This window comes from Bartonella sp. AA2SXKL (genome assembly GCF_042197205.1).
Taxonomy (GTDB): Bacteria; Pseudomonadota; Alphaproteobacteria; order Rhizobiales; family Rhizobiaceae; genus Bartonella.
In genome coordinates, this window is the sequence record NZ_JBHIRN010000003.1 from 96,599 (window position 1) to 116,517 (window position 19,919).

Consider the following 19,919-nt stretch of genomic DNA (forward strand, 5'->3'; position numbering starts at 1 on the left):
ACACGTCACAAGTGAGGAAAAATGATTACAGAGAGGAAAAATGTCTCTTATGAATCATCTCAAAGATAAGGATTCTCGAAAATGAGAACGAATAAAGAGAATAGTGGTAGCGGTTTGCACCTTGTATGACCATAAAGAGGGGGATGTTCACTGGATTTTTACTATGAGGAGTATTTAATCATTCATAGGTGGTGATATGAGGTGATATGAAATGGATGTGATGGGTACTAAGAAATGTTTATTTTACAAGCACTTAATTGTTTGAAAATGATAGGCATTATACGCTCTAACTGTTCTTTATATGTTGTATTATTGTTTTTCGTGATAATTTATATTTTTATAAAATACATTTTCTTTCATAATAACCAATTTGGCGCAATGCTTCTCCTGTTGTTATAGCCACGCTCATGGCGAGATTGAGAGAGCGTGCCTGTGGTTGCATGGGAATTTTCAGTGTGTAATCGGCCGTTTCATGAACATAATCGGGAACTCCAGCTGATTCCCGACCAAAAAGTAAAACATCATTTCTTTGATAGCATATCTGCGTATAGCATGTTTTTGCTTTTGTACTTAAAAGCAACAGGCGGCGGTTAAAGTGTTTCATGGAGCTTATAAAATGTTGCCAATCAATGTGTCGTTCTAAGGACGCATATTCGAGATAATCCAATCCTGCGCGTTTGAGATTACGATCCGACAGATTAAAGCCTGCAGGTTCAATAATGTGCACATGTAAACCAAAGCAAGCGCTAAGACGTAAAATCGTTCCAGTATTACCAGCAATATCAGGTTGGAAAAGAGCTATATGAAGTGTCATGTTCTCTGTAATATGATTTTTCTTTCGACTTTGTAAAGAAATACCACAATTTATTCGAAAAATATGCTTTGAGAAATACATGTTTTTTACGGTTAATTTTTATACCCTTTAAATTTCAGGGAAAAAGTTATGTATACAGATCTGTTTGGGATAAGAGAGAAGCTCCCTATTCGGGACTTCATTTTATTGAGCGATCCATGAATGGATTGGCTCATTATGTTGAAAAGTGGGATATTTAATGAGGTTGGATCATCCATTTTAATTAAAATCAACAAAATATGCTTTTTATGCAAAAACAGAAGCGAAAAAAATACTCATGCAACCAGTTGGAATTGAGGGAGGGAGAGATGCTGTAAATGTGTTAAAGAAATAACCGATAAGCTCAACTTGTTTGCTGAGATATGGTCATAACAAGACTATGTTTCTTTCTTTAGAAGTGTTTATTTACATGCTATGTCTGATTTTCACGGGCGGGGGAGTAATTTTGATTGATTAATATGAATAGGTTTGAAATGAAAAAACCTTACGGTGTTTAGGGATTTCATTCACTCTGTAAAACGATGAATTATCATTATAAAACAGTTTTTTGTATAAACCATACAAATGGCAGGAGTTTTTTACGGGGATGTTTTTATGGTTGAGGTAACGGAGTGATCAAGCATTGTACAATGGGAGAGGGTATGGTAAAAGAATGTTTTAGCAAAGTGTCTCTTTAAGTTAAGGCCATGGGTGAGCAAACGAGGCGGGATTTTCTGTTTTTGGTAACAGCTGTTGCAGGAGCAGTTGGAATGGGAGCGGTTGTGTGGCCTTTTATCCGTCAGTTGCGTCCAGATGAAGCTGTTTTGGCATCTTCCTCTGTTGAGGTTGATCTTTCTGGTATTGAAGAGGGGATGTCAGTAACGGTAAAGTGGCGAGGACAGCCTGTTGTTATTCGAAATCGTACGGCAAAAGAAATTGCTGATGCGCGCGCTACTGAATTGAGACTTCTAAAAGATCGTCAAGCGCGCAATCCTAATCTTGAAGGTGAAAAGGAAGCAACAGATTTTGCGCGTTCAGCAGGTAAAGGACGTGAAAATTGGCTTATTGTTATTAATCTTTGTACGCATCTAGGCTGTGTAACACTTGGGCAATCGGGTAAATTTGGAGGATGGTTGTGCCCCTGTCATGGGTCTGTTTATGATACTGCTGGAAGAGTGCGGTCAGGTCCAGCTAACTATAATTTGACTATTCCACCTTACCAATTTCTTTCTGATACTTTGCTCAAAATAGGATAAAATCATGATAAGGTTTCCTCCTTATTGTCCTAAAAGTGCTCTTGCCCGTTGGTTTGATAAGCGTTTTCCTCTTCCTCGTTTTTTTTATAATGCATTTGTGATTTTTCCTGTTCCGCGTAATCTTAATTACTTTTACACATTTGGCGGTATTTTAACCATTATGCTTTTATCACAGCTCTTGACTGGTATTGTCTTGGCTATGCATTATGTTCCGGATATTCATTTGGCTTTTGAAACCAGTGAACGATTTCGGCGTGAAGGGCAGTTTGGTTGGCTTTTTCGTCCATGGCACAGTGTAGGCTCTTCATTTTTTTTTATTGCTGTTTATATCCATTTGGCGCGCGGACTTTATTATGGTTCTTATAAAAATATGCGAGAAATGGTATGGGTTACAGGTATTTTTATTTATATCATCATGATGGCAATAGCATTTTTTGGTTATGTGCTTGTTTGGGGGATGATGTCTATTTCTGCCGCTTCAGTGATTGCAGGGCTTTTCAAAACGATTCCTTTAGTGGGGTCATGGTTGCATGAGACACTTCTGGGTGGTTATGTCGTAGGACAACCAACGTTGAATCGTTTTTATGTTTTCCATTATGTTTTATCATTTGTTTTGCTTCTTTTTGTGGGGCTTCATATTTGGGCAATCCATTGTGTTGGGCAAGGAAATCCAACGGGTCTTGCTATACAGTCAGATAAGGAAACGGTTCCATTTTCGCCTTATGCACTGATCAAAGATATTTTTGCTATTACTGTTTTTCTCATCTTCTTTGCCTGGTTTTTGTTTTATATGCCCGATTATATGGGGCAGGTTGAAAATTATAGTGTGGCAGATCCTTTAAAGGCACCTCTTCGTGTAGTTCCAGAATGGTATTTTTTGCCTTTTTATGCGATGCTTCGTGCTATAACTTTTGATATTGGTATTTTCTCTTCAAACTTTGTTGGCTTTGTTTTATTCGTCAGTTCGATTTGCATTTTAATTTTTGTGCCATGGTTAGACCGCTCTAAAATATGTTCAGCAAGATATCGACCTGTTTATAAAATTTTCTTTTGGGCGTTGGTTATTGATGTCGTTTTTCTTGGTTGGTTGGGGTCAAGAGAAATAAGTGACAAAATTCTTTTATGGACACAATTGGCTACGGTTTATTATTTTATATTTTTTTTGGTTATTTTGCCGATTTTGCCAGCGTTTGAAAAAAATTGTTCTCTTCCTTCTTCAATTATGCAAGATTTAAAACAGAAAAAAAAGAGACTATGGTAAATGTTTTTGTCGGGCTGGTTGTTATTGTTGCTATGAGTTTTTCTGCTCAGAGTTTAGCGGGTGGTGCCTCTGATCAGGAAGAAGGATTTATTTCTTTTCCTTTACAGGTTCCTAAAAAACAAGAATGGAGTTTTTCAGGTCCATTTGGGCTTTATGATAAGGCGCAATTGAGGCGCGGATTAAAGGTTTATAGACAAGTTTGTTCCAGCTGCCATGGGCTAAAATATGTGGCTTTTCGCAATTTAAAAGATCTTGGGTATGATCAAGAACAGATCAAAGCTTTGGCGGGGCAATATGAAGTGCGCAATGGTCCTAATCGAGAAGGAAAATTTTTTAAACGTGCTGGGGTTGCAACGGATTATTTTCCTTCTCCCTTTTCACATGAAGAAGAAGCAAGATTTATTTTGAATAGTGCTTATCCTCCAGATTTGACATTGATAGCACGTGCACGTGGGGTATCTTTGCCTTTTCCTGCTTTAATTACGGATGTTTTGACTCATTATGATACGGCTGGTCCAGATTATATTACAGCTCTTTTAACAGGATATCAGGAAGCGCCGAAGAAGGTAAAAGTTTCTGATGGTTATTGGTATAATCCTTATTTTATTGCCGGTAATTCTTTAACTATGGCTCCTCCTTTGAGTGATGGTATGGTTACTTATGAAGATGGAACCCCAGAAATCATTGAACATTATGCGCGCGATGTTTCTGCTTTTTTGATGTGGGCTGCCGATCCTCATATGGAAATTCGTAAAAAAACCGGTTTTCGTGTTATTTTATTTTTAATCATTTTTGCAGGGTTTGTTTATATTTTAAAAAATCGTATTTGGTGTCGTTTAGAAGAAGAATTAGAGAAAGAAATAAAAGACGAAATAAAGAGAAAAGGGTAAAGTGATAAGGCTCAAAAGAGTATAGAGTATAAAGAGCATAAGGAACAAATCTTTTTATGATGCATTGAGGTTTTATAAAGTAAAAGCAAAGTAAAAATGGAGATGTTAAAATGAAAAAAATTGCATGTACTACTCTTATGTCAATTTTGATGGTTTCTAGTACTTATGCTCAGTCTTTTGAAGTGCCTTCAAAACCTGAAATGATCTCTTCGACGGGTATTGTACAGGTGGGGATAGATAAGTCTGTGCGTTATGTGACACCTTTAGCAACGGATTTTGTTGCTTCCAGTCTTATAGGCGCCAATGTATATAATATAGAAGATGAAAATATTGGTGAAGTAAAAGATATTATTTTGCGTGAAAATAATATTGCAGGATTTGTTATTGCTGTTGGTGGTTTTCTTGGCATAGGCGAGAGTTATGTGGTCGTTTCTCCAGAAACAATCCAGATGACAAATGATTATGGTAAATGGAAACTCATTACAAATGCAACAAAAGATTCTTTAAAGAACGCTCCAACATTTAAATACGAAGGGCGTTGGACACGCTAATTTTATATTTCTATTCTTTAATGGATCAAGCTGTTGCTATCACAATCATATGCTAGCAACAGTTTTTTTGTTCTAAAAACTCTTGAGAATTTTTGCGACAAGATTCCAAGGAGCTATTATCAAAGTTTTCAAGATAAACTATTAAGACAGAGTGAAGATTTAAGTATTATGTTTAAATAACATGATATCGCCATCTTGCACAATGTATTCCTTTCCTTCATCGCGGGCTTTTCCTGCTTCCTTTGCACCGCTTTCTCCACCCAGAGCAATATAGTCATTATAGCTGATGGTTTGGGCACGAATGAAACCGCGCTCAAAATCTGAATGAATAACACCAGCTGCTTGGGGAGCTTTTGTACCACGCGTAATTGTCCATGCTCGTGTTTCCTTAGGCCCACAGGTGAAGTAAGTAATGAGATCAAGTAAATGGTAACCAGCGCGAATGAGGCGATTGAGACTCGGTTCAAAGAGTTCTAGCGCATTGAGATATTCTGATGCTTCAGCATCACTCAGTTGTGTAATTTCCGCTTCGATAGAAGCAGAAATGATAATGCTTTGCGCATTTTGCTCTGTTGCCATTTTTTCAACTGTTTGGGTAAAGCTATTTCCACGAGCGGCGTCATTTTCGCTTACATTACAAACATAAAGTACAGGCTTGGAGGTTAAAAGATTCAAACTCTTAAGAATGTGGTGTTCATCGGAAGAAATATCTTTGAGTAATAACCGGACAGGGTTTCCCTGTTGCAGTATGTTTAATGCTTTTTCCATAATAGGTAAAATTGTGAGAGCTTCTTTGTCTTTTCCGGTTGCTCGTTTACGGATTTGTATGATTCGTCTCTCAAGACTTTCAAGATCCGCAAGCATGAGTTCGGTTTCAACCGTTGTCGCATCACAAACAGGATCAATACGTCCCTCTACATGGGTAATATCTTCATTTTGAAAACAGCGTAAAACGTGGACAATCGCATCGACTTCGCGAATATTGGCTAAAAACTTGTTTCCTAAACCTTCGCCTTTTGAAGCTCCTCGCACAAGCCCCGCAATATCGACGAAGTTAATGCGTGTAGGAATCATTTCTTTTGAACCAGCGATTGATGCAATTTTTTCCATTCGTAAATCTGGAACAGCAACTTCTCCGGTATTGGGTTCAATGGTACAAAAAGGATAATTGGCAGCCTGTGCAGTGGCTGTTTTTGTTAATGCATTAAAAAGAGTTGATTTCCCGACATTAGGTAATCCGACAATACCGCATTTAAAGCCCATGAGAGTCTTTCTTTTCTATTAATTTTATGGTCAAGATAAAGCTTCCTTTTTATAGCATATTTTCAGAAGAGTTATAGTCCTGGTCTTGCGATAAGTGAGAAAAAAGTCTAAAGTAATAGGTATCTACTTTTTTACCTTAGTTCTTCTTACCTTATTGTTCTCCTTAGTTAAAAGGATAAGAAAACTTCGAATTAATGTTAATATTGTGCTAAGTTTTTCATGGTATGCAAATCTGCATAAATAATTAATCGGAGAAAATAGAAGAGTGTTATCTCGTTGTGCCTTTTTAATTGCAGCACTTTTGGCTTTGGCTGGATGTGCTACACGTCAGTCAGATATGTCATCGGTACCTTTTCAACAAGTTCGATACATTCCACCAGAAATACAGGCTTTGTATGGTCCTGTAACGAATGAGACCTATTCGTTACCTGCTGTTGATCTTGCGACAATTGATCCAAAATATTGGCGACAAGAGGTGATTTATTATACATCTTATGCGCCTGGAACATTGGTTATAGATACGCAAGAGTGTTTTCTTTACCTTATTGGTGAAAATGGAAAAGCTTTGCGTTATGGGATTGGTGTCGGTAAAGAAGGCCTAGCATTTGAAGGTGAGGGGGTTATACAGCGCAAGCGTCGGTGGCCAAATTGGGCTCCTACTGCAGCTATGATGGCTCGAGAACCAGAACGTTATGGTCATCTTGGGAAAGGAATGCCACCAGGGCCCGATAATCCATTAGGTGCGCGGGCACTTTATTTGTTCAAAAATGGGAAAGATACACTTTTCCGTATTCATGGCTCACACGAATCGTGGTCAATTGGGCGTGCTATTTCAAGTGGGTGTATCCGTTTGCTTAATCAAGATATTATCGATCTTTATGATCGTGTTCCCATTGGTTCGCGTGTTGTGGTATTGCAAAACAATAGGAGTATTCCTGCAGTTTATAGTCAACAATCAAATGGTTACGATCCGCTACAGTCGACCATTCAGCCAAATGATTTTTTTTAATTTAGGGGAGAAGATTGGAGAGAGCTGTGTTTGCTGTTCAATCTTCTCTTTCTCTCAAAAGAGAATATAAGCCTTTCTTCTTCAAAGGTGTATACAAGCTTGTATTCTGTTCTATTTTCTAGCTTCTCACGTTGCCAACAGATTTTGCCTTTGAGAAAGTTTATAAGAGGATTTTTTTAAGAGTTCTTATTCATATTCTTCACGCGACAGGGGCACGCAAGCTAATGGTTCTGATTGTGTTTTATCGTTTGTGAAACTTCATTCATAAAGAGGGATTTATCATCTTTTATAAGGAGAGCGATATTTTTTGCAATTGTCTCTAAGAGAGGGGATAACCATTCTTGATCAGATTTGGTAAAATTCCCCAAGACATGTTGATGAACAAGTTCTTTGCTTCCAGGATGACCAATTCCTATGCGTATACGACAATAGTCAGTACCACAATGGGCATCAATAGACTTAATGCCATTATGCCCATTATGTCCTCCACCAATTTTTATACGAACTTTCCCCGGTGACAGGTCTAGTTCATCATAAATGATGATCAAATTCTTTAAATCTAATTTATAAAATCGCAAAGCTTCACCGATAGCTTGACCAGAAAGATTCATGAAAGTTTGTGGTTTTATAAGAAAAATTTTCTCATTATTTATGAAACCATTGGAGATTTCTGCTTGAAACTTCTTTGACCATGGAGAAAAAGAGAAGGACTGATAAATGGCATCAACAGCCATAAAACCGATATTATGGCGGTTATTTTGATATTGTAAACCAGGATTGCCAAGACCAGCAATAAGCCACATGTGTATCTTCAGTCAAAGTATGAGTAAGGGTAATGTCTCATAAATTAAGGCGGAAAAATTCCCGCCTTTTGAGTTTTATGAAGTTTGTGTGTCTTCTTCATCATTTTCTTGTTCAGAAGTTTCATCGCTGACATCCATGCCAGCAGGAGCTGCAATGGTTGCAATGGTAAAGTCTCGATCTTGGATGATGGGAGTCACATCTTTTGGCAGTTGCACTGCTGAAATGTGAATAGAATCACCAATAGAGTAGCTGGAGAGATCAATTTCAATAGCTTCAGGAATAGCACTTGCTGGAGCTGTACATTCAATTTCGTGCCGAACAATATTGAGGACACCACCCTTTTTAAGTCCAGGTGCCGTATCTTCATTGAGGAAGTGGACAGGAATATTCACTTCTACAACGGATTTTGCTGAAATGCGCAAAAAGTCTACATGGAGGGGAAAGTCACGCACGGGATCTAATTGATAATCTTTTGGCAAAACCATAATTTTTTGCTTGTCAAGAATAATCGTTGCAATGGTGGTGCGAAAGCCACCAGCATGAATTTTGTAGAAAATTTCTTTATAGGGAACTGTTATTGCCAAAGGTGGTTGTTTTTCACCATAAATGACAGCAGGAATAAGACCGTTGCGGCGAAGTTCACGGGAGGACCCCTTACCAACCCGCTCGCGTTTTTCGGCCTTAAGAGTGTAGCTTTTACTCATAATTTAAGTCCTTTTTACATGATTGGAGATCCTTCAAAAACAGTAATAGTTTTTGCATGGATATGAAGATATGCGCTAACCAACAGCGATCACTCCATTCTACGTTGCCTCCAAGGGTGTCTACGCAGAAGTTTGTTCTATAGTTCAAACTATTCATAGATGCAAGAGTTGTGGGAAAAATCGATGATTTCTACCGTTAAAAAGGAGGAAATGTTACAAATTGCGGTGTGGATGGAGAATCAACCAATATGTGCTGGCACTGATATGTTCAAAATCAAACACTGGAGATGTTATGAAGGTTGAGATTGCCTTGGGTGAGATGTCAGAAAGTCGTGCTTTGCATAAATCGATGCCAGCACTTCTTGATTTGGAAGAATTATTGGCGACACGTCTTCTTGTACAAGGTAATTCCGGTTCAGGGAAATCACATCTTTTACGCCGTCTTTTGGAGCAAAGTGCTAAGTGGGTGCAGCATTGTGTAATTGATCCAGAAGGCGATTTTGTAACTTTGGCAGATAAATTTGGTCATGTTATTGTAGAGGCTCAACGTAGTGAATTAGAGTTGACTCGTATTGCCCATCGCATTCGACAACATCGGGTTTCAGTGGTATTTAATCTTGAAGGTTTGGATACTGAACAACAGATGCGTGCTGTAGGGGCTTTCCTTGGGGCACTGTTTGATGTGGAACGTGATTATTGGTATCCTATGCTTGTCGTTGTCGATGAAGCGCAATTGTTTGCTCCAACTGCAGCAGGAGAAGTTTCTGATGAAGCGCGTAAAATTTCTTTGAGCGCTATGACCAATCTTATGTGTCGAGGACGTAAACGTGGTCTTGCTGGTGTTATTGCGACACAACGTTTGGCTAAGCTTGCCAAAAATGTCGCTGCTGAAGCTTCAAACTTTTTAATAGGGCGGACTTTTTTAGATATTGATATGGTGCGCGCTGCTGATCTTTTGGGAATGGAGCGTCGCCAAGCGGAAATGTTTAGAGATCTTGAACGGGGAAATTTTATAGCTTTAGGCCCTGCTTTATCACGACGTCCCTTACCAATTATTATCGGTTCTGTTGAAACTTTGGCACGCTCTTCTAGTCCTAAATTAATGCCACTTCCAACAGAGCGGGATGATGTGCAAGAGCTCGTTTTTACTGCTTCACCAGAGGAAATTTTAACGCCATTTAAACAAACACGAGAGCCGATGAGGGAAAAATCAATGCACGAGATGTTAGAGGAGGTAGTGCATAAAAAACAAGAGCTGTTGGAAGAAAACCTGAGTTTATTTCCTGAACTTTCTGATGTTGAGCGTGACGGCCAAGCAGAACATATTATTCGGGAAATTCTTGAGGATTCTGAGGCTTTTTATCGTTCAACAGCGGTGCTTTATCAAGATTTTTCAGTTCGTTGCCGTATCCATGGTATGTCAAAGGTTCCTTTTAATCTTTCACAATTTCGGCGTAAATTGGCTATTGCTCAGGCTTTTGTTGATGAACAAACGGCTGTCAGTGAACATTGGAAACATATTTTGCAGATATCAGAAAGTTTGGAAGAAGATGTTCAAGGAGTCTTCTTGAATGTGGCACAGGCCGCATTAGGGGGAAAGCCATGTCCATCTGATGCATTTTTAGCACGTCTTTATGGAACTCATTCTTTAAGCCGTGCACGCCGACTTTTAACCTACTTTGAAGAGCGTGGACTTATTGTTATTCATACGCATTTTAGTGGTCAACGTATTGTTGCATTTCCTGATCTTGGTGTTGAAACAGCACCGGGAGACCCCAAGGAACCACTTTAACCAAATAAGCTGGAAACCGATTGTTCTGCTGCTGTCCTTGCTATTGCTTCTCCAATAAGGTCGGCAATGGGCAAAACACGAATATTATGGGTTTTCTTAATAGCTTGTGTTGGCATAATTGAATCTGTAATAACCAATTCTTTCATCTCTGAATTGGCAATTCGTTCGATTGCATTACCAGAAAGAACACCGTGCGTGATATAAGCCGTGACACTATTGGCACCATGTTTAAGCAGAGCACTTGCTGCATTGCATAAAGTTCCACCTGAATCAACAATATCATCAAGCAGAAGGCAATCTTTTCCCGATACATCTCCAATGATATTCATAACTTCTGATTCACCAGGGCTTTCGCGACGTTTATCCACAATAGCGAGCAAACTGTTCAAGCGCTTGGCGAGCGCGCGAGCGCGAACCACACCACCCACATCAGGTGAAACAACGATAACATTTTCAAGAGAATAATGCACTTTGACATCGCGAGAAATGACAGGAACAGCATAGAGATTATCTGTAGGGATATCAAAAAAACCTTGAATTTGTCCTGCATGAAGGTCCAATGTTAAAACACGATGGGCCCCTGCTTCCGTAATTAGGTTGGCAACAAGTTTTGCAGAAATAGGAGTCCGCGGTCCTGGTTTTCTATCTTGGCGGGCATAGCCAAAATAGGGGATAACAGCTGTAATACGACGCGCAGAAGAACGACGAAGGGCATCAATCATGATGAGTAATTCCATCAAATGATCATTTGCAGGATAGGATGTAGATTGCAAAACAAAAACATCTTGTCCACGTACATTTTCATGCAGTTCTACGAAAATTTCTTGATCAGCAAAGCGCTTTACAGTTGCTTTGCCTAAGGGGATGTTCAAATAATTTGCAACATCTTCAGCTAGGCGTGGATTAGAATTTCCGCAGAAAAGTTTCATAGTAGAACCTCTGAATCATCATGGTGGGAATGCGACACGGTTTTTAATTTCTTTTTATTAAATTGCAAGAGAACAATTACAAAAGCCTTACAATTTTATCGATTATTATTAAAGAGCTATGCAGTATGTTTTCTCTTTTTCCAAAAGTTTATTACTTTTAGAGCAAAGTTTTTTCTCCATGCGGCAAAGAAATACATATTGATTAAGCTTTTTGGTTATTACTTTATAAAAATACTTTCAATATGGGGAATGCTTCATATTTAAGATGAATGAAGGGGAGTAATAAAAAGAAGTATCATCTTGCCTTCAATCATTATAACCAAACATTGAAAATGATCATAGCGAAGGCTATCATATTTTATGGGCTGGTAGATAATTTCGTGAAAAAAGCAAAGTACAATGGGGTTTATTTTTCCATTTGGGTAAAAAGTTTAGTTTTGCAGTTTTGGTATTGTTCTCAAGCATAAAAGGGGCTCATCTTTTGTTTTTCAGCATAATAGCAGAAATTTGCCGTCCGTAATCGGGTTCGTTGCGGTGTATTGCACGGCGACAGGAGAAAAAACGCTGTTCATCTTGATAGGTACAAAGCTCTACACAAGAAGCATTAACACCTGCTTCTTTGAGTTGGTTTATAATAAATGCCCATAGATTAAAATAAAAGCGATTTATTTTGTCTGTTTTTAAAAAATATTTTTGGTATTTGCTGTGGTAATCAATAAATTGGTCGTAAAATTCATTTGTTACTTCATAGTGATAAGGGCCAATACAAGGTCCAAGGACTGCTGTTATTGATTGTCTTTTGGCTCCTTGTTTTTCCATAACAGCAATTGTTTTCTCGATAATTCCATTTAAGCTTCCACGCCAGCCAGCATGAGTTGCAGCGATGACTCTAGCTTGTGGATCAGCAAACAGAATGGGTCCGCAATCTGCTGTAAGAACCCCAATAACGAGTTCTGGGGTGGTTGTAACCAGAGCATCAGCTTGAGGAGGTGCACCGATAGTTGCTTGATGAGCTACGACAACGTTACAGGAGTGTATTTGATTAACTGTGACTAAATTTTGCGCTTCAATAGAAAAATAATTGGCAATCAAAAGACGATTCTGTACAATATATTCAAGTTGATCATTTGAACCTTTCCCAACATTAAGACTATGATAAAGATTTTTTGAAACACCACCTTGACGTGTAAAAAATCCATGTTTTATTCCATGGGGGTGTAAAGTAGAAAGATTTTTTGCAAGAATGGGATGAGGGATAGATTTCATAAAAGTTCCTTATGGAGATTATTTAAAGTGAGGATGGAGATGTTCATATTTGTCAATGAATATTTCAGATAATGATGTGCTTATTGACAAAAGCGCCGATCATTAAAATTGGGGAGGTATGGAGATATTTTTATCACTGAAATGTAAAACTTTAAATAATTTTCCCATCTGATCTGGACTAGCGAGCCGTTCGATGTCTTGGCGGATTTTGTCTTGCAAAGGAGCACTTTTGCCAACTCCAAGCTGGTTTGCGCGCTCCAGTAGCCCCATTTTAAAAAGAAATTCTCCTTGCTCTAAGATTTCAGCAAAACAGCCCTGTTCAAGAGCTATGTTTTTTAAAAAAGAAAAATCAACATGGGATGTTAAATCATGTTCACCAGGGGCATCAAAAACATCACGAAATCTATGTTTTGAGAGTGCTTGCAAGGTATCGCCAAAGGCAAGCTCACAAGCACCATAGTCGATAAGTAAAGCAGAACCTGTCACTTGCACTAAATGGTGGCTGATTTGTTGCATGAATTGATGCCGTAAGGGGGCATGTTCAAAAATTGTTCCGTCAGGCACTTTAGAACAATAGGTTTGTAGACAAGAAGAGGGAAGTTTATGCGGGGCAGCAATAAAGATGAAATCTCCATTTTGATTGACTGTAATGCGGCGCTCTTTCCATTCTCCATTGACTTTAATATATTGGTTGATAGGGAGTGTATCGAGAAATTCATTAGCAATGAGGAAGAGAGGATTTGAAGGAATTTGATTAAAATTTTCAATGCTATGGATTTGTTTTTGATAAGAGAAAAGGCGCTTTTTTTGTTCTTTTGCAAGTTTTTTGCTTATTTCGATCAGAAAAATTTCAGCAGCATTAAATGCCGTTTGAGAGAGCTTTTGGATAGTTCGCAAAATGTCATCCATCAAAGTTCCTCGTCCTGGACCTATTTCAGCGAGAATAAAAGGGTGAGGGCACCCTTGAGCTTTCCAGCTTGCAAGAGTCCAAATGCCAATCATCTCTCCAAATAATTGGCTTATTTCAGGTGCTGTAATGAAATCACCAGCATGTCCAAAAGGGGTTTGTGTGTGATAATAACCAAATTGGGGATCGGTGAGTGCCAACGTCATATATTGGCTAACAGTGATTGGTCCATTAAGGACAATAATTTCTTTAATTTTTTCTTTGAGATTGGCCATTTTCTGTCGGTTTATATTTAAAGGCGTGGAGAAGAAGATAAAACCCTACAAGAAGCATGGGAAGAGATAAAGCCATGCCATAGGTAAAACCAGTAGAATGGAAAAGAGTCGAAAACCATTCTGGATCTTCTTGAGGCGCACGGTAAATTTCAGAAATGCTGCGTGTTACTGCGTAGCCTATAATAAATGTTCCTGATACAGTACCGGGACGTTTTAATGCTTTGAACCCAAAAATAAGAAGACACAGGATGATGAAGAGAAGAAATCCTTCCATAAATGCTTCGTAAAGCTGGCTTGGATGGCGCGGTAAATAGTAAGGATCGAGAGGAAAACAAACAGCCCAAGGACGTGTAGTAATATTACCCCATAATTCTTGGTTAATGAAGTTGCAGATTCGTACAATGCCGATACCAATAGGAGCACCTGCAGCAATGATATCAAACATGGCTCGTATGTTAATACGATTTTTACGGGCAAACCAGATCATAGCAATGATAATACCAATAAGTCCGCCATGAAAGGACATTCCCCCATCCCATACGGCAATAATAGCACTTGGATGGTTAAAATAGTAAATGGGATCCCATACAAGAACTTGTCCTAAACGCCCTCCGACAACAACACTTATGGCAGACCAGACAACAAAATCTCCGATTTTTTCTTTATCCATAGGAGGATAGTTTCTATACCATAGAGATGTTTTTTTTAATAATTTTTGCGCATACCACCAAGCAAAAAGAATACCCAGCACGTAACCAAGTCCATACCAATGAAGTGTTATGGGACCTAGCTGGATAATAACAGGATCAAGAAAAGACGGAAAAGCAATGGTTGGACAAGACAAATTGTTCATGAGTTAAGCATCTTACATTATACGAGATGAATATGAAGTGACTCTGATGGTCAGAAATGACAGATGAATACACAATGGTCAAGTCAGTAGGGAGGCTAGTCAGAAAGGGAGATAGATTTCCACTGATTTATCGCGGTAAAAAATATGGTGATAAAAGGAATATTAAAAAATCTTAAACAAAATCATTATGAAAAATCTGCACAGTATGTAAAATATAGAGTAAAAGGAACAAATTACAGTATCTAAATGTTATGAGAATACGCTATAATGCGTGCGTCAATAATTAAAATTTAAGGAAAAAGGTTATGCGTAATGGATCAAATCGTATTCTTGATGAATTAGCAAAATTAGCAACGGATGCTGCTGACGTTGCGCAAGGCATACGACGTGAAGCTGGAACAGCTTTTCGTGTGCAGGCTGAAAAGATAGCAAACAAACTTGATCTTGTTTCTCGCGAAGAGTTTGAGACTTTTAAGGAGATGGTGCTGAAAATCCATGCTGATAACGCTGATTTGAAAAGACGCCTTGATGATTTAAAAAAAGATGATTAAAAAAAAACGCAGACACAAAAAAGTAAAATAGTTTAAAAAAAAGAATCTTCAAAAAAATATCCCCAATTTTTCAATATGATGCGTGAAACTAAAAAATGCTTAATCTTGAGTCTGTTAGAGCGGAGCATTTGTTTATTTTTGATTTTTTTTTGGGTAAAGTACATTTTTTTGAATCAGGGGGGCTGGCGCTATGAAATTGTATCAATACACTGAAAAGACTTGATGATTCGTTTTATGACTATCAGGTTGCCCTAAACAGCGCGATTGTGTTCTGGGTGTTTGTGTACTGTCGATGTTTTTATGTGTATTTGTTTGGTGTAAAGGTTCTGATTGTAGCAAAATATTGTTACAGTTGAGACGGTTTATATTCTGTTGACAATGTTTTAAGATGATTGAGGATTGTGATGAGGCTTGCATTTTGCGCCACAGAAAGAAAAGAGCACCCTGTTGACTTTATCGAACAGATTGCCTGTGAATATGATTGGTCGTTTGAGCGGGATGCACAAGATGAAATTAGCGTTTGTGTGGAAGGAAAACGCGCAAACTATCGTCTTGCTTTTTCATGGATGGAAGAGCATGAAGCACTTCATTTAGCTTGTTCGTTTGATCTCTCTATTAAAAATGCTCGAACAGCTGAAATACAGCGCTTATTGCTAGCAATTAATGAAAAGTTGTTGTTGGGACATTTTGATTACTGGCAAAGGAATAATTCAGTTATTTATCGACAAGGTCTTCTTTTGGCTGGTGGGATGCATCCATCTCATATACAGGTTGAAACATTGTTGATACATGCACTTAAAGCCTGTGAAAGCCATTATGTTGCATTTCAGATGGTTGCTTTGTCGGGAGAAAGTGCTTACAAGGCACTACAGTACACTTTGTTTGAAACTGTAGGGAATGCCTAAAATATACAGTCTGTTATTTTTACAGACGGTTTGCGGAAATATTGCTCATAGGGGGACATCAAGAATAGCGCGCACTCCCCCGAGTGGGCTCTCATCTAATTGTATATTGCCACCATGGCTGCGTGCTATGTCTTGAGCAATAGAAAGACCAAGTCCTGTTCCACTTGCATCTTGATTTCGCGCTTTATCAAGTCGAAAGAATGGCTTAAAAACTTCTGTGCGCATATTTTTATGAATTCCAGGTCCATTATCATCGATTATTAATATAAAAGATTCTTGTTGAGAGTTAGCGGTTAGTTTAACGGTCGTGCCGTAACAAAATGCATTTGATACAAGATTGCTGACCAAGCGTGTAAAAGCACGGGGACGTACTTGTATTTCTGTAGGACCTTCAATAGTGTAAGAAAATTGACGTTTGTGAAGACGAGCATCGGTGGAGAATTTTTGCATAAGAGCATTTAAATCAAAAGTCTTGACACTTTCACTTCCTTCACCACGAGCAAAAGCAAGATAATCTTCTAACATATTTTGCATGTCACTTACATCTTGCTCAAGCGGTTTAATATCAAAGTCAGTATTTACTAATGCCAGCTGAAGTTTAAAGCGTGTAAGAATGGTTCTTAAATCATGACTTACTCCTGAGAGCATCATGGTACGTTGTTCAATTTGGCGTTCAATACGTTCACGCATGCGTAAAAAAGCGATGCCTGCACGTCGGACTTCATCAGCTCCTTGTGGTTGAAATCCTTTTGGTAAAGGACGACCGCGTCCAAAGCTTTCTGCTGCTTCAGCCAATTGTTGAATCGGTTTGATTTGATTGCGTAAAAAGTAAATTGCTATCAGCAATAAAACAAGAGCTGTTCCTACCATCCAGCTTAAAAAAATAGCAGTATTGGAAGCATAGGCTTGGCTGCGTGGAGCAAAGACGCGTAAAATGTTGTGACCAAGGTGGATACGGATTTCAACAAGATCAGAATCTCCTACGGTATCGATCCAGAAGGGACGGTTAATTTGGCGGGTGATTTCTTCACTTAAAAAATAGTCAAGAATTGCAAAAAATGGCTTAGGTCCTGGAGGGGGTAAGGAGGTAGGAGATAGAATAGAAATATTTAATCCCATACGTTGTTGTGCAATACGCTTGATATCTTCATAGTTATCTTGTTGGGGATATGTTTCAAGAATATCAATAATGGCTGAAATATCATGCACGACAGCCGTTGAAAGACGCTCCGTTACCATTTGCCAATGGCGTTCCATAAAGACATAAGCAATCACCGTTTGCAGAAGCACCATGGGAGCAATGATAATGATCAAAGAGCGAGCATAAAGCCGTTTAGGCATTTTTTTCGTTAACCATCGAAGAAAAAATCTTAAAGGTTTGATCATTCTTGTGCCTATTCAATAGAGAGTTTATACCCTATTCCTCGCACGGTTTGGAGCCATATAGGCAGTGCTGGGTTTTTTTCGATCTTACGACGAAGGCGGTTGATCTGCACATCAATGGCACGTTCACTTATATTGCTGTCATCGGTCGCGAATTTATGGCGCGGAATTGTATCGCCTGCATTTTCGGCAAACATGACCATCATTTCTTGTTCTTTATCTGTTAATTTAATAATTTCTCCTCCTTTTTTGAGTTCGCGTCGTGAAATTGAAAATATATAAGGACCAAAAACTATTTGCTCAATTTTAGGTTGGTGAGGGGGAAAACCACGTCGTAAAATGGCGTTGATGCGAAGGAGAAGTTCACGAGGGTCAAACGGCTTAGCCAGATAATCATCTGCCCCTGCTTCTAATCCACGGATACGATTGTCTATTTCTGATAAAGCTGTTAACATAAAGATAGGGACATCTTTTGTTTGGCGGAGTGAATGAGTGAGATCAATACCGTTTTCGCCAGGCATCATGACATCAACAATAAGAAGATCAAAATCTAAACTTACTAACAGTCGTCTTGCTTCATTCGCATTAGCTGAAACTGAAACACGAAATCCATTTTTAATGAGAAACTGAAATAAAAGATTGCGAATACGTGTATCGTCATCAATCACAAGAAGGTGAGGGGCATCGTCACACAAAACTTGAACGTGATTGCTCATTCTTAAAAAAACCTTGATAAAAATTTAGTTTACACAAAATGCAAGTTTACATAAGTTGTATAAAGCTGTCGAGCAGCACCTTTACCTTAAAGGAAAGAAAGTTTTATTTATAAATTTAAAAAAGTTATTTTTGAAAAGGATATTATGGGTAGTCTTAATATACATATTATTCCAGTTACGACATTCCAACAAAATTGCACTTTGCTTTTTGATAGTGAATGTAAAACGGGGGTTCTCGTTGATCCTGGTGGTGATTGGCCACGAATTCAAGACGTAATCGAAAAGAATGGTGTTATCGTTGAGGCTATTTGGATAACACATGGTCATTTTGATCATGTAGGAGCAGCAATGCAAGTGAAAGAAGCGCTTAATGTAAAAATTATCGGTTCACATCGCGATGATAAGCCTGTGATGGATGCCGTGAGCGAAAGCGCAAAAAATTATGGCATCACTGATGCTTGCATCTGTATTCCTGACCAATGGTTAGAAGATGGTGAGTGCGTTCATTTTGCTGGACATGTGTTTAAGGTTTTTCACACCCCAGGACATTCCCCTGGTCATGTTATTTATTTCAATGAAAAAGAGCGCTTAGCCCTCTTGGGTGATGTTCTCTTTCGTGGTTCTATTGGACGTACGGACTTCCCCTTCTGTTCTTATGAAAAATTGATGCAATCTCTTCGAGAAAAAGTTTTACCCTTAGGCGATGATGTTTGTTTTATCTGTGGGCATGGTCCCAAAAGTAGCATAGGCTATGAGCGCCAAAATAATCCTTTTCTTCAAGATTTTAATATATGAGCAAATAAAAAACGCTTTGAAGCGTTTTTTTTGCCATTTAAGACTTTTTAGTAGGGCAGAACAGAAGTTAATTTATTGGGGCATAACAAACGTGTTCCAAACCATTACGGTCTCGGAAAGTTCCTGTTTTAGGGTTGAAAGAACGGTATTTTTTCTTGCAATAGTTAAGCCAATCAGATTCTAATGATTGTTGTACTGGCTCATATTCCACCGTTTGCGGAGCTTCATAAATTATCTGTTCTTGTGGAACCTGTTGATATACAATTTGATGCTGTGGTGCGGTTTGATAAACAACTTGTGGCTGTTCTGATTTTTTAAAAATTTTGCCGAGAAGTGCACCTGCTGCAAGAGCAAGAATGCCCATTGCTAAAGCTTCTCCTGAGTTATTTATATTAATACTACTGTGTTTTGTCTTTTTGCGCTCGACATAATGATATGTCTTGTGTTCAACATGATGGTGTTGTTGTGCTCCCCATTTATGGCTAACATAATGACGCGTGTGGGGGTTATCAAAAGAGTGATGTTCACTATGAGAAAAATGGGAGCTAAAATTGTGAGACGGTAAACCAGCCTCCCTTCTCATGTCATAGTTATGATACCATGCCATATCTGCAAGCGTTGGATTTAATGGCATCAAAACGGTTGCAGTAGACATTGCTGATAATACCGCTAATCTGAAGAGTTTTTTCATAATGATGCTCCTTGTGTCAATTCGTATTTTTCACATCCTACACGTTTCAAACTGAATAGAGACTGAACAATTTTGGACTTTATTGTGACAAAAAAATAAAAATTCATTTAGTTAAAAATATTATCAATACAATAAAATAAAATCATGACAGAATTTTGATTTCAATTAATGTACTCTTCTTAAGATTAATTAAGCAGCTTGTATTTAGAGCACCAGATTTTTTACTATTGGTTATAAATTATTTATTGATGAGTAATTTTTTATTGCTTGATACAATATGAATTGA

Annotated in this window: 20 protein-coding genes; 9 read left to right on the forward strand and 11 right to left on the reverse strand. The window is 38.3% G+C overall.

Annotation, left to right across the window (positions count from 1 at the left end; genetic code table 11):
* Nucleotides 1-337: 337 nt before the first annotated feature.
* Nucleotides 338-814: a tRNA (cytidine(34)-2'-O)-methyltransferase gene (locus ACFINS_RS03040; protein ID WP_375606355.1), complete on the reverse strand. Its 477-nt coding sequence runs from the start codon at nt 812-814 to the stop codon at nt 338-340.
* A 725-nt stretch (nt 815-1,539) separates the two neighbouring features.
* On the opposite strand from ACFINS_RS03040, the gene petA reads away from it, so the two are divergent.
* The 4 genes from petA to ACFINS_RS03060 all read left to right on the forward strand — a co-directional run bounded on the left by petA (nt 1,540) and on the right by ACFINS_RS03060 (nt 4,790).
* Complete coding sequence (gene petA, locus ACFINS_RS03045; RefSeq protein ID WP_375620691.1) at nt 1,540-2,088, forward strand: ubiquinol-cytochrome c reductase iron-sulfur subunit; 549 nt, start codon at nt 1,540-1,542, stop codon at nt 2,086-2,088.
* A gap of 4 nt (nt 2,089-2,092) precedes the next feature.
* Entirely contained in the window at nt 2,093-3,349 is a 1,257-nt protein-coding gene (locus tag ACFINS_RS03050; RefSeq protein WP_375705885.1) for a cytochrome bc complex cytochrome b subunit, read from the forward strand.
* Nucleotides 3,343-4,239, forward strand: coding sequence for a cytochrome c1 (locus ACFINS_RS03055; RefSeq protein WP_375705886.1), 897 nt, complete (start codon nt 3,343-3,345; stop codon nt 4,237-4,239). The genes ACFINS_RS03050 and ACFINS_RS03055 overlap by 7 nt, the downstream gene beginning before the upstream one ends.
* Nucleotides 4,240-4,349: 110 nt before the next feature.
* Complete coding sequence (locus tag ACFINS_RS03060) at nt 4,350-4,790, forward strand: PRC-barrel domain-containing protein (RefSeq protein WP_375611176.1); 441 nt, start codon at nt 4,350-4,352, stop codon at nt 4,788-4,790.
* A gap of 159 nt (nt 4,791-4,949) precedes the next feature.
* Here the strand turns inward: ACFINS_RS03060 and ychF are convergent, their stop codons facing one another.
* Nucleotides 4,950-6,053, reverse strand: a complete 1,104-nt coding sequence (gene ychF, locus ACFINS_RS03065; protein ID WP_375611177.1) for a redox-regulated ATPase YchF — start codon at nt 6,051-6,053, stop codon at nt 4,950-4,952.
* 265 nt (nt 6,054-6,318) lie between these two features.
* Here ychF and ACFINS_RS03070 point away from each other — a divergent pair, with 265 nt between their 5' ends.
* Nucleotides 6,319-7,062, forward strand: coding sequence for a L,D-transpeptidase (locus tag ACFINS_RS03070; RefSeq protein WP_375638071.1), 744 nt, complete (start codon nt 6,319-6,321; stop codon nt 7,060-7,062).
* Nucleotides 7,063-7,283: 221 nt separating this feature from the next.
* Here the strand turns inward: ACFINS_RS03070 and pth are convergent, their stop codons facing one another.
* Nucleotides 7,284-7,865: an aminoacyl-tRNA hydrolase gene (gene pth / locus ACFINS_RS03075; protein WP_375631640.1), complete on the reverse strand. Its 582-nt coding sequence runs from the start codon at nt 7,863-7,865 to the stop codon at nt 7,284-7,286.
* Between the two features lie 75 nt (nt 7,866-7,940).
* Nucleotides 7,941-8,570, reverse strand: coding sequence for a 50S ribosomal protein L25/general stress protein Ctc (locus tag ACFINS_RS03080; protein WP_375611180.1), 630 nt, complete (start codon nt 8,568-8,570; stop codon nt 7,941-7,943).
* Between the two features lie 292 nt (nt 8,571-8,862).
* Here ACFINS_RS03080 and ACFINS_RS03085 point away from each other — a divergent pair, with 292 nt between their 5' ends.
* Nucleotides 8,863-10,362: a helicase HerA domain-containing protein gene (locus tag ACFINS_RS03085; RefSeq protein WP_375705887.1), complete on the forward strand. Its 1,500-nt coding sequence runs from the start codon at nt 8,863-8,865 to the stop codon at nt 10,360-10,362.
* On the opposite strand, the gene ACFINS_RS03090 is transcribed toward ACFINS_RS03085, so the two are convergent.
* The 4 genes from ACFINS_RS03090 to lgt form a co-directional block, all read right to left on the reverse strand.
* Nucleotides 10,359-11,291, reverse strand: coding sequence for a ribose-phosphate pyrophosphokinase (locus tag ACFINS_RS03090; RefSeq protein WP_375705888.1), 933 nt, complete (start codon nt 11,289-11,291; stop codon nt 10,359-10,361). The two genes, ACFINS_RS03085 and ACFINS_RS03090, sit on opposite strands and share 4 nt — an antisense overlap.
* Nucleotides 11,292-11,765: 474 nt before the next feature.
* Nucleotides 11,766-12,557 carry a peptidoglycan editing factor PgeF gene (gene pgeF / locus ACFINS_RS03095; protein WP_375705889.1) on the reverse strand — a complete coding sequence of 264 codons (792 nt, stop codon included), beginning with the start codon at nt 12,555-12,557 and terminating at the stop codon, nt 11,766-11,768.
* Nucleotides 12,558-12,659: 102 nt separating this feature from the next.
* Nucleotides 12,660-13,739: a class I SAM-dependent methyltransferase gene (locus ACFINS_RS03100; protein WP_375620698.1), complete on the reverse strand. Its 1,080-nt coding sequence runs from the start codon at nt 13,737-13,739 to the stop codon at nt 12,660-12,662.
* Nucleotides 13,714-14,592, reverse strand: coding sequence for a prolipoprotein diacylglyceryl transferase (gene lgt / locus ACFINS_RS03105; RefSeq protein ID WP_375628181.1), 879 nt, complete (start codon nt 14,590-14,592; stop codon nt 13,714-13,716). Before lgt ends, ACFINS_RS03100 begins: the two co-directional genes overlap by 26 nt.
* Before the next feature lie 305 nt (nt 14,593-14,897).
* Between lgt and ACFINS_RS03110 the strand changes: the two genes are divergently transcribed.
* Together ACFINS_RS03110 and ACFINS_RS03115 are read left to right on the forward strand one after the other, a co-directional pair.
* A complete protein-coding gene (locus ACFINS_RS03110; RefSeq protein WP_273791228.1) occupies nt 14,898-15,143 on the forward strand; it encodes an accessory factor UbiK family protein in 246 nt (81 codons plus the stop codon).
* A 404-nt stretch (nt 15,144-15,547) separates the two neighbouring features.
* On the forward strand, nt 15,548-16,048 hold the full coding sequence (locus ACFINS_RS03115; protein ID WP_273724125.1) for a YbjN domain-containing protein: 501 nt from the start codon (nt 15,548-15,550) through the stop codon (nt 16,046-16,048).
* A 45-nt stretch (nt 16,049-16,093) separates the two neighbouring features.
* On the opposite strand, the gene ACFINS_RS03120 is transcribed toward ACFINS_RS03115, so the two are convergent.
* Nucleotides 16,094-17,434: an ATP-binding protein gene (locus tag ACFINS_RS03120; protein WP_375611185.1), complete on the reverse strand. Its 1,341-nt coding sequence runs from the start codon at nt 17,432-17,434 to the stop codon at nt 16,094-16,096.
* 8 nt (nt 17,435-17,442) lie between these two features.
* Nucleotides 17,443-18,147 carry a response regulator gene (locus ACFINS_RS03125; RefSeq protein WP_375638076.1) on the reverse strand — a complete coding sequence of 235 codons (705 nt, stop codon included), beginning with the start codon at nt 18,145-18,147 and terminating at the stop codon, nt 17,443-17,445.
* Between the two features lie 144 nt (nt 18,148-18,291).
* On the opposite strand from ACFINS_RS03125, the gene ACFINS_RS03130 reads away from it, so the two are divergent.
* Entirely contained in the window at nt 18,292-18,942 is a 651-nt protein-coding gene (locus tag ACFINS_RS03130; RefSeq protein WP_375617610.1) for an MBL fold metallo-hydrolase, read from the forward strand.
* Nucleotides 18,943-19,009: 67 nt separating this feature from the next.
* Here ACFINS_RS03130 and ACFINS_RS03135 read toward each other — a convergent pair whose 3' ends face one another.
* Entirely contained in the window at nt 19,010-19,633 is a 624-nt protein-coding gene (locus ACFINS_RS03135; protein WP_375649438.1) for a BA14K family protein, read from the reverse strand.
* Between the last annotated feature and the right edge of the window lie 286 nt (nt 19,634-19,919).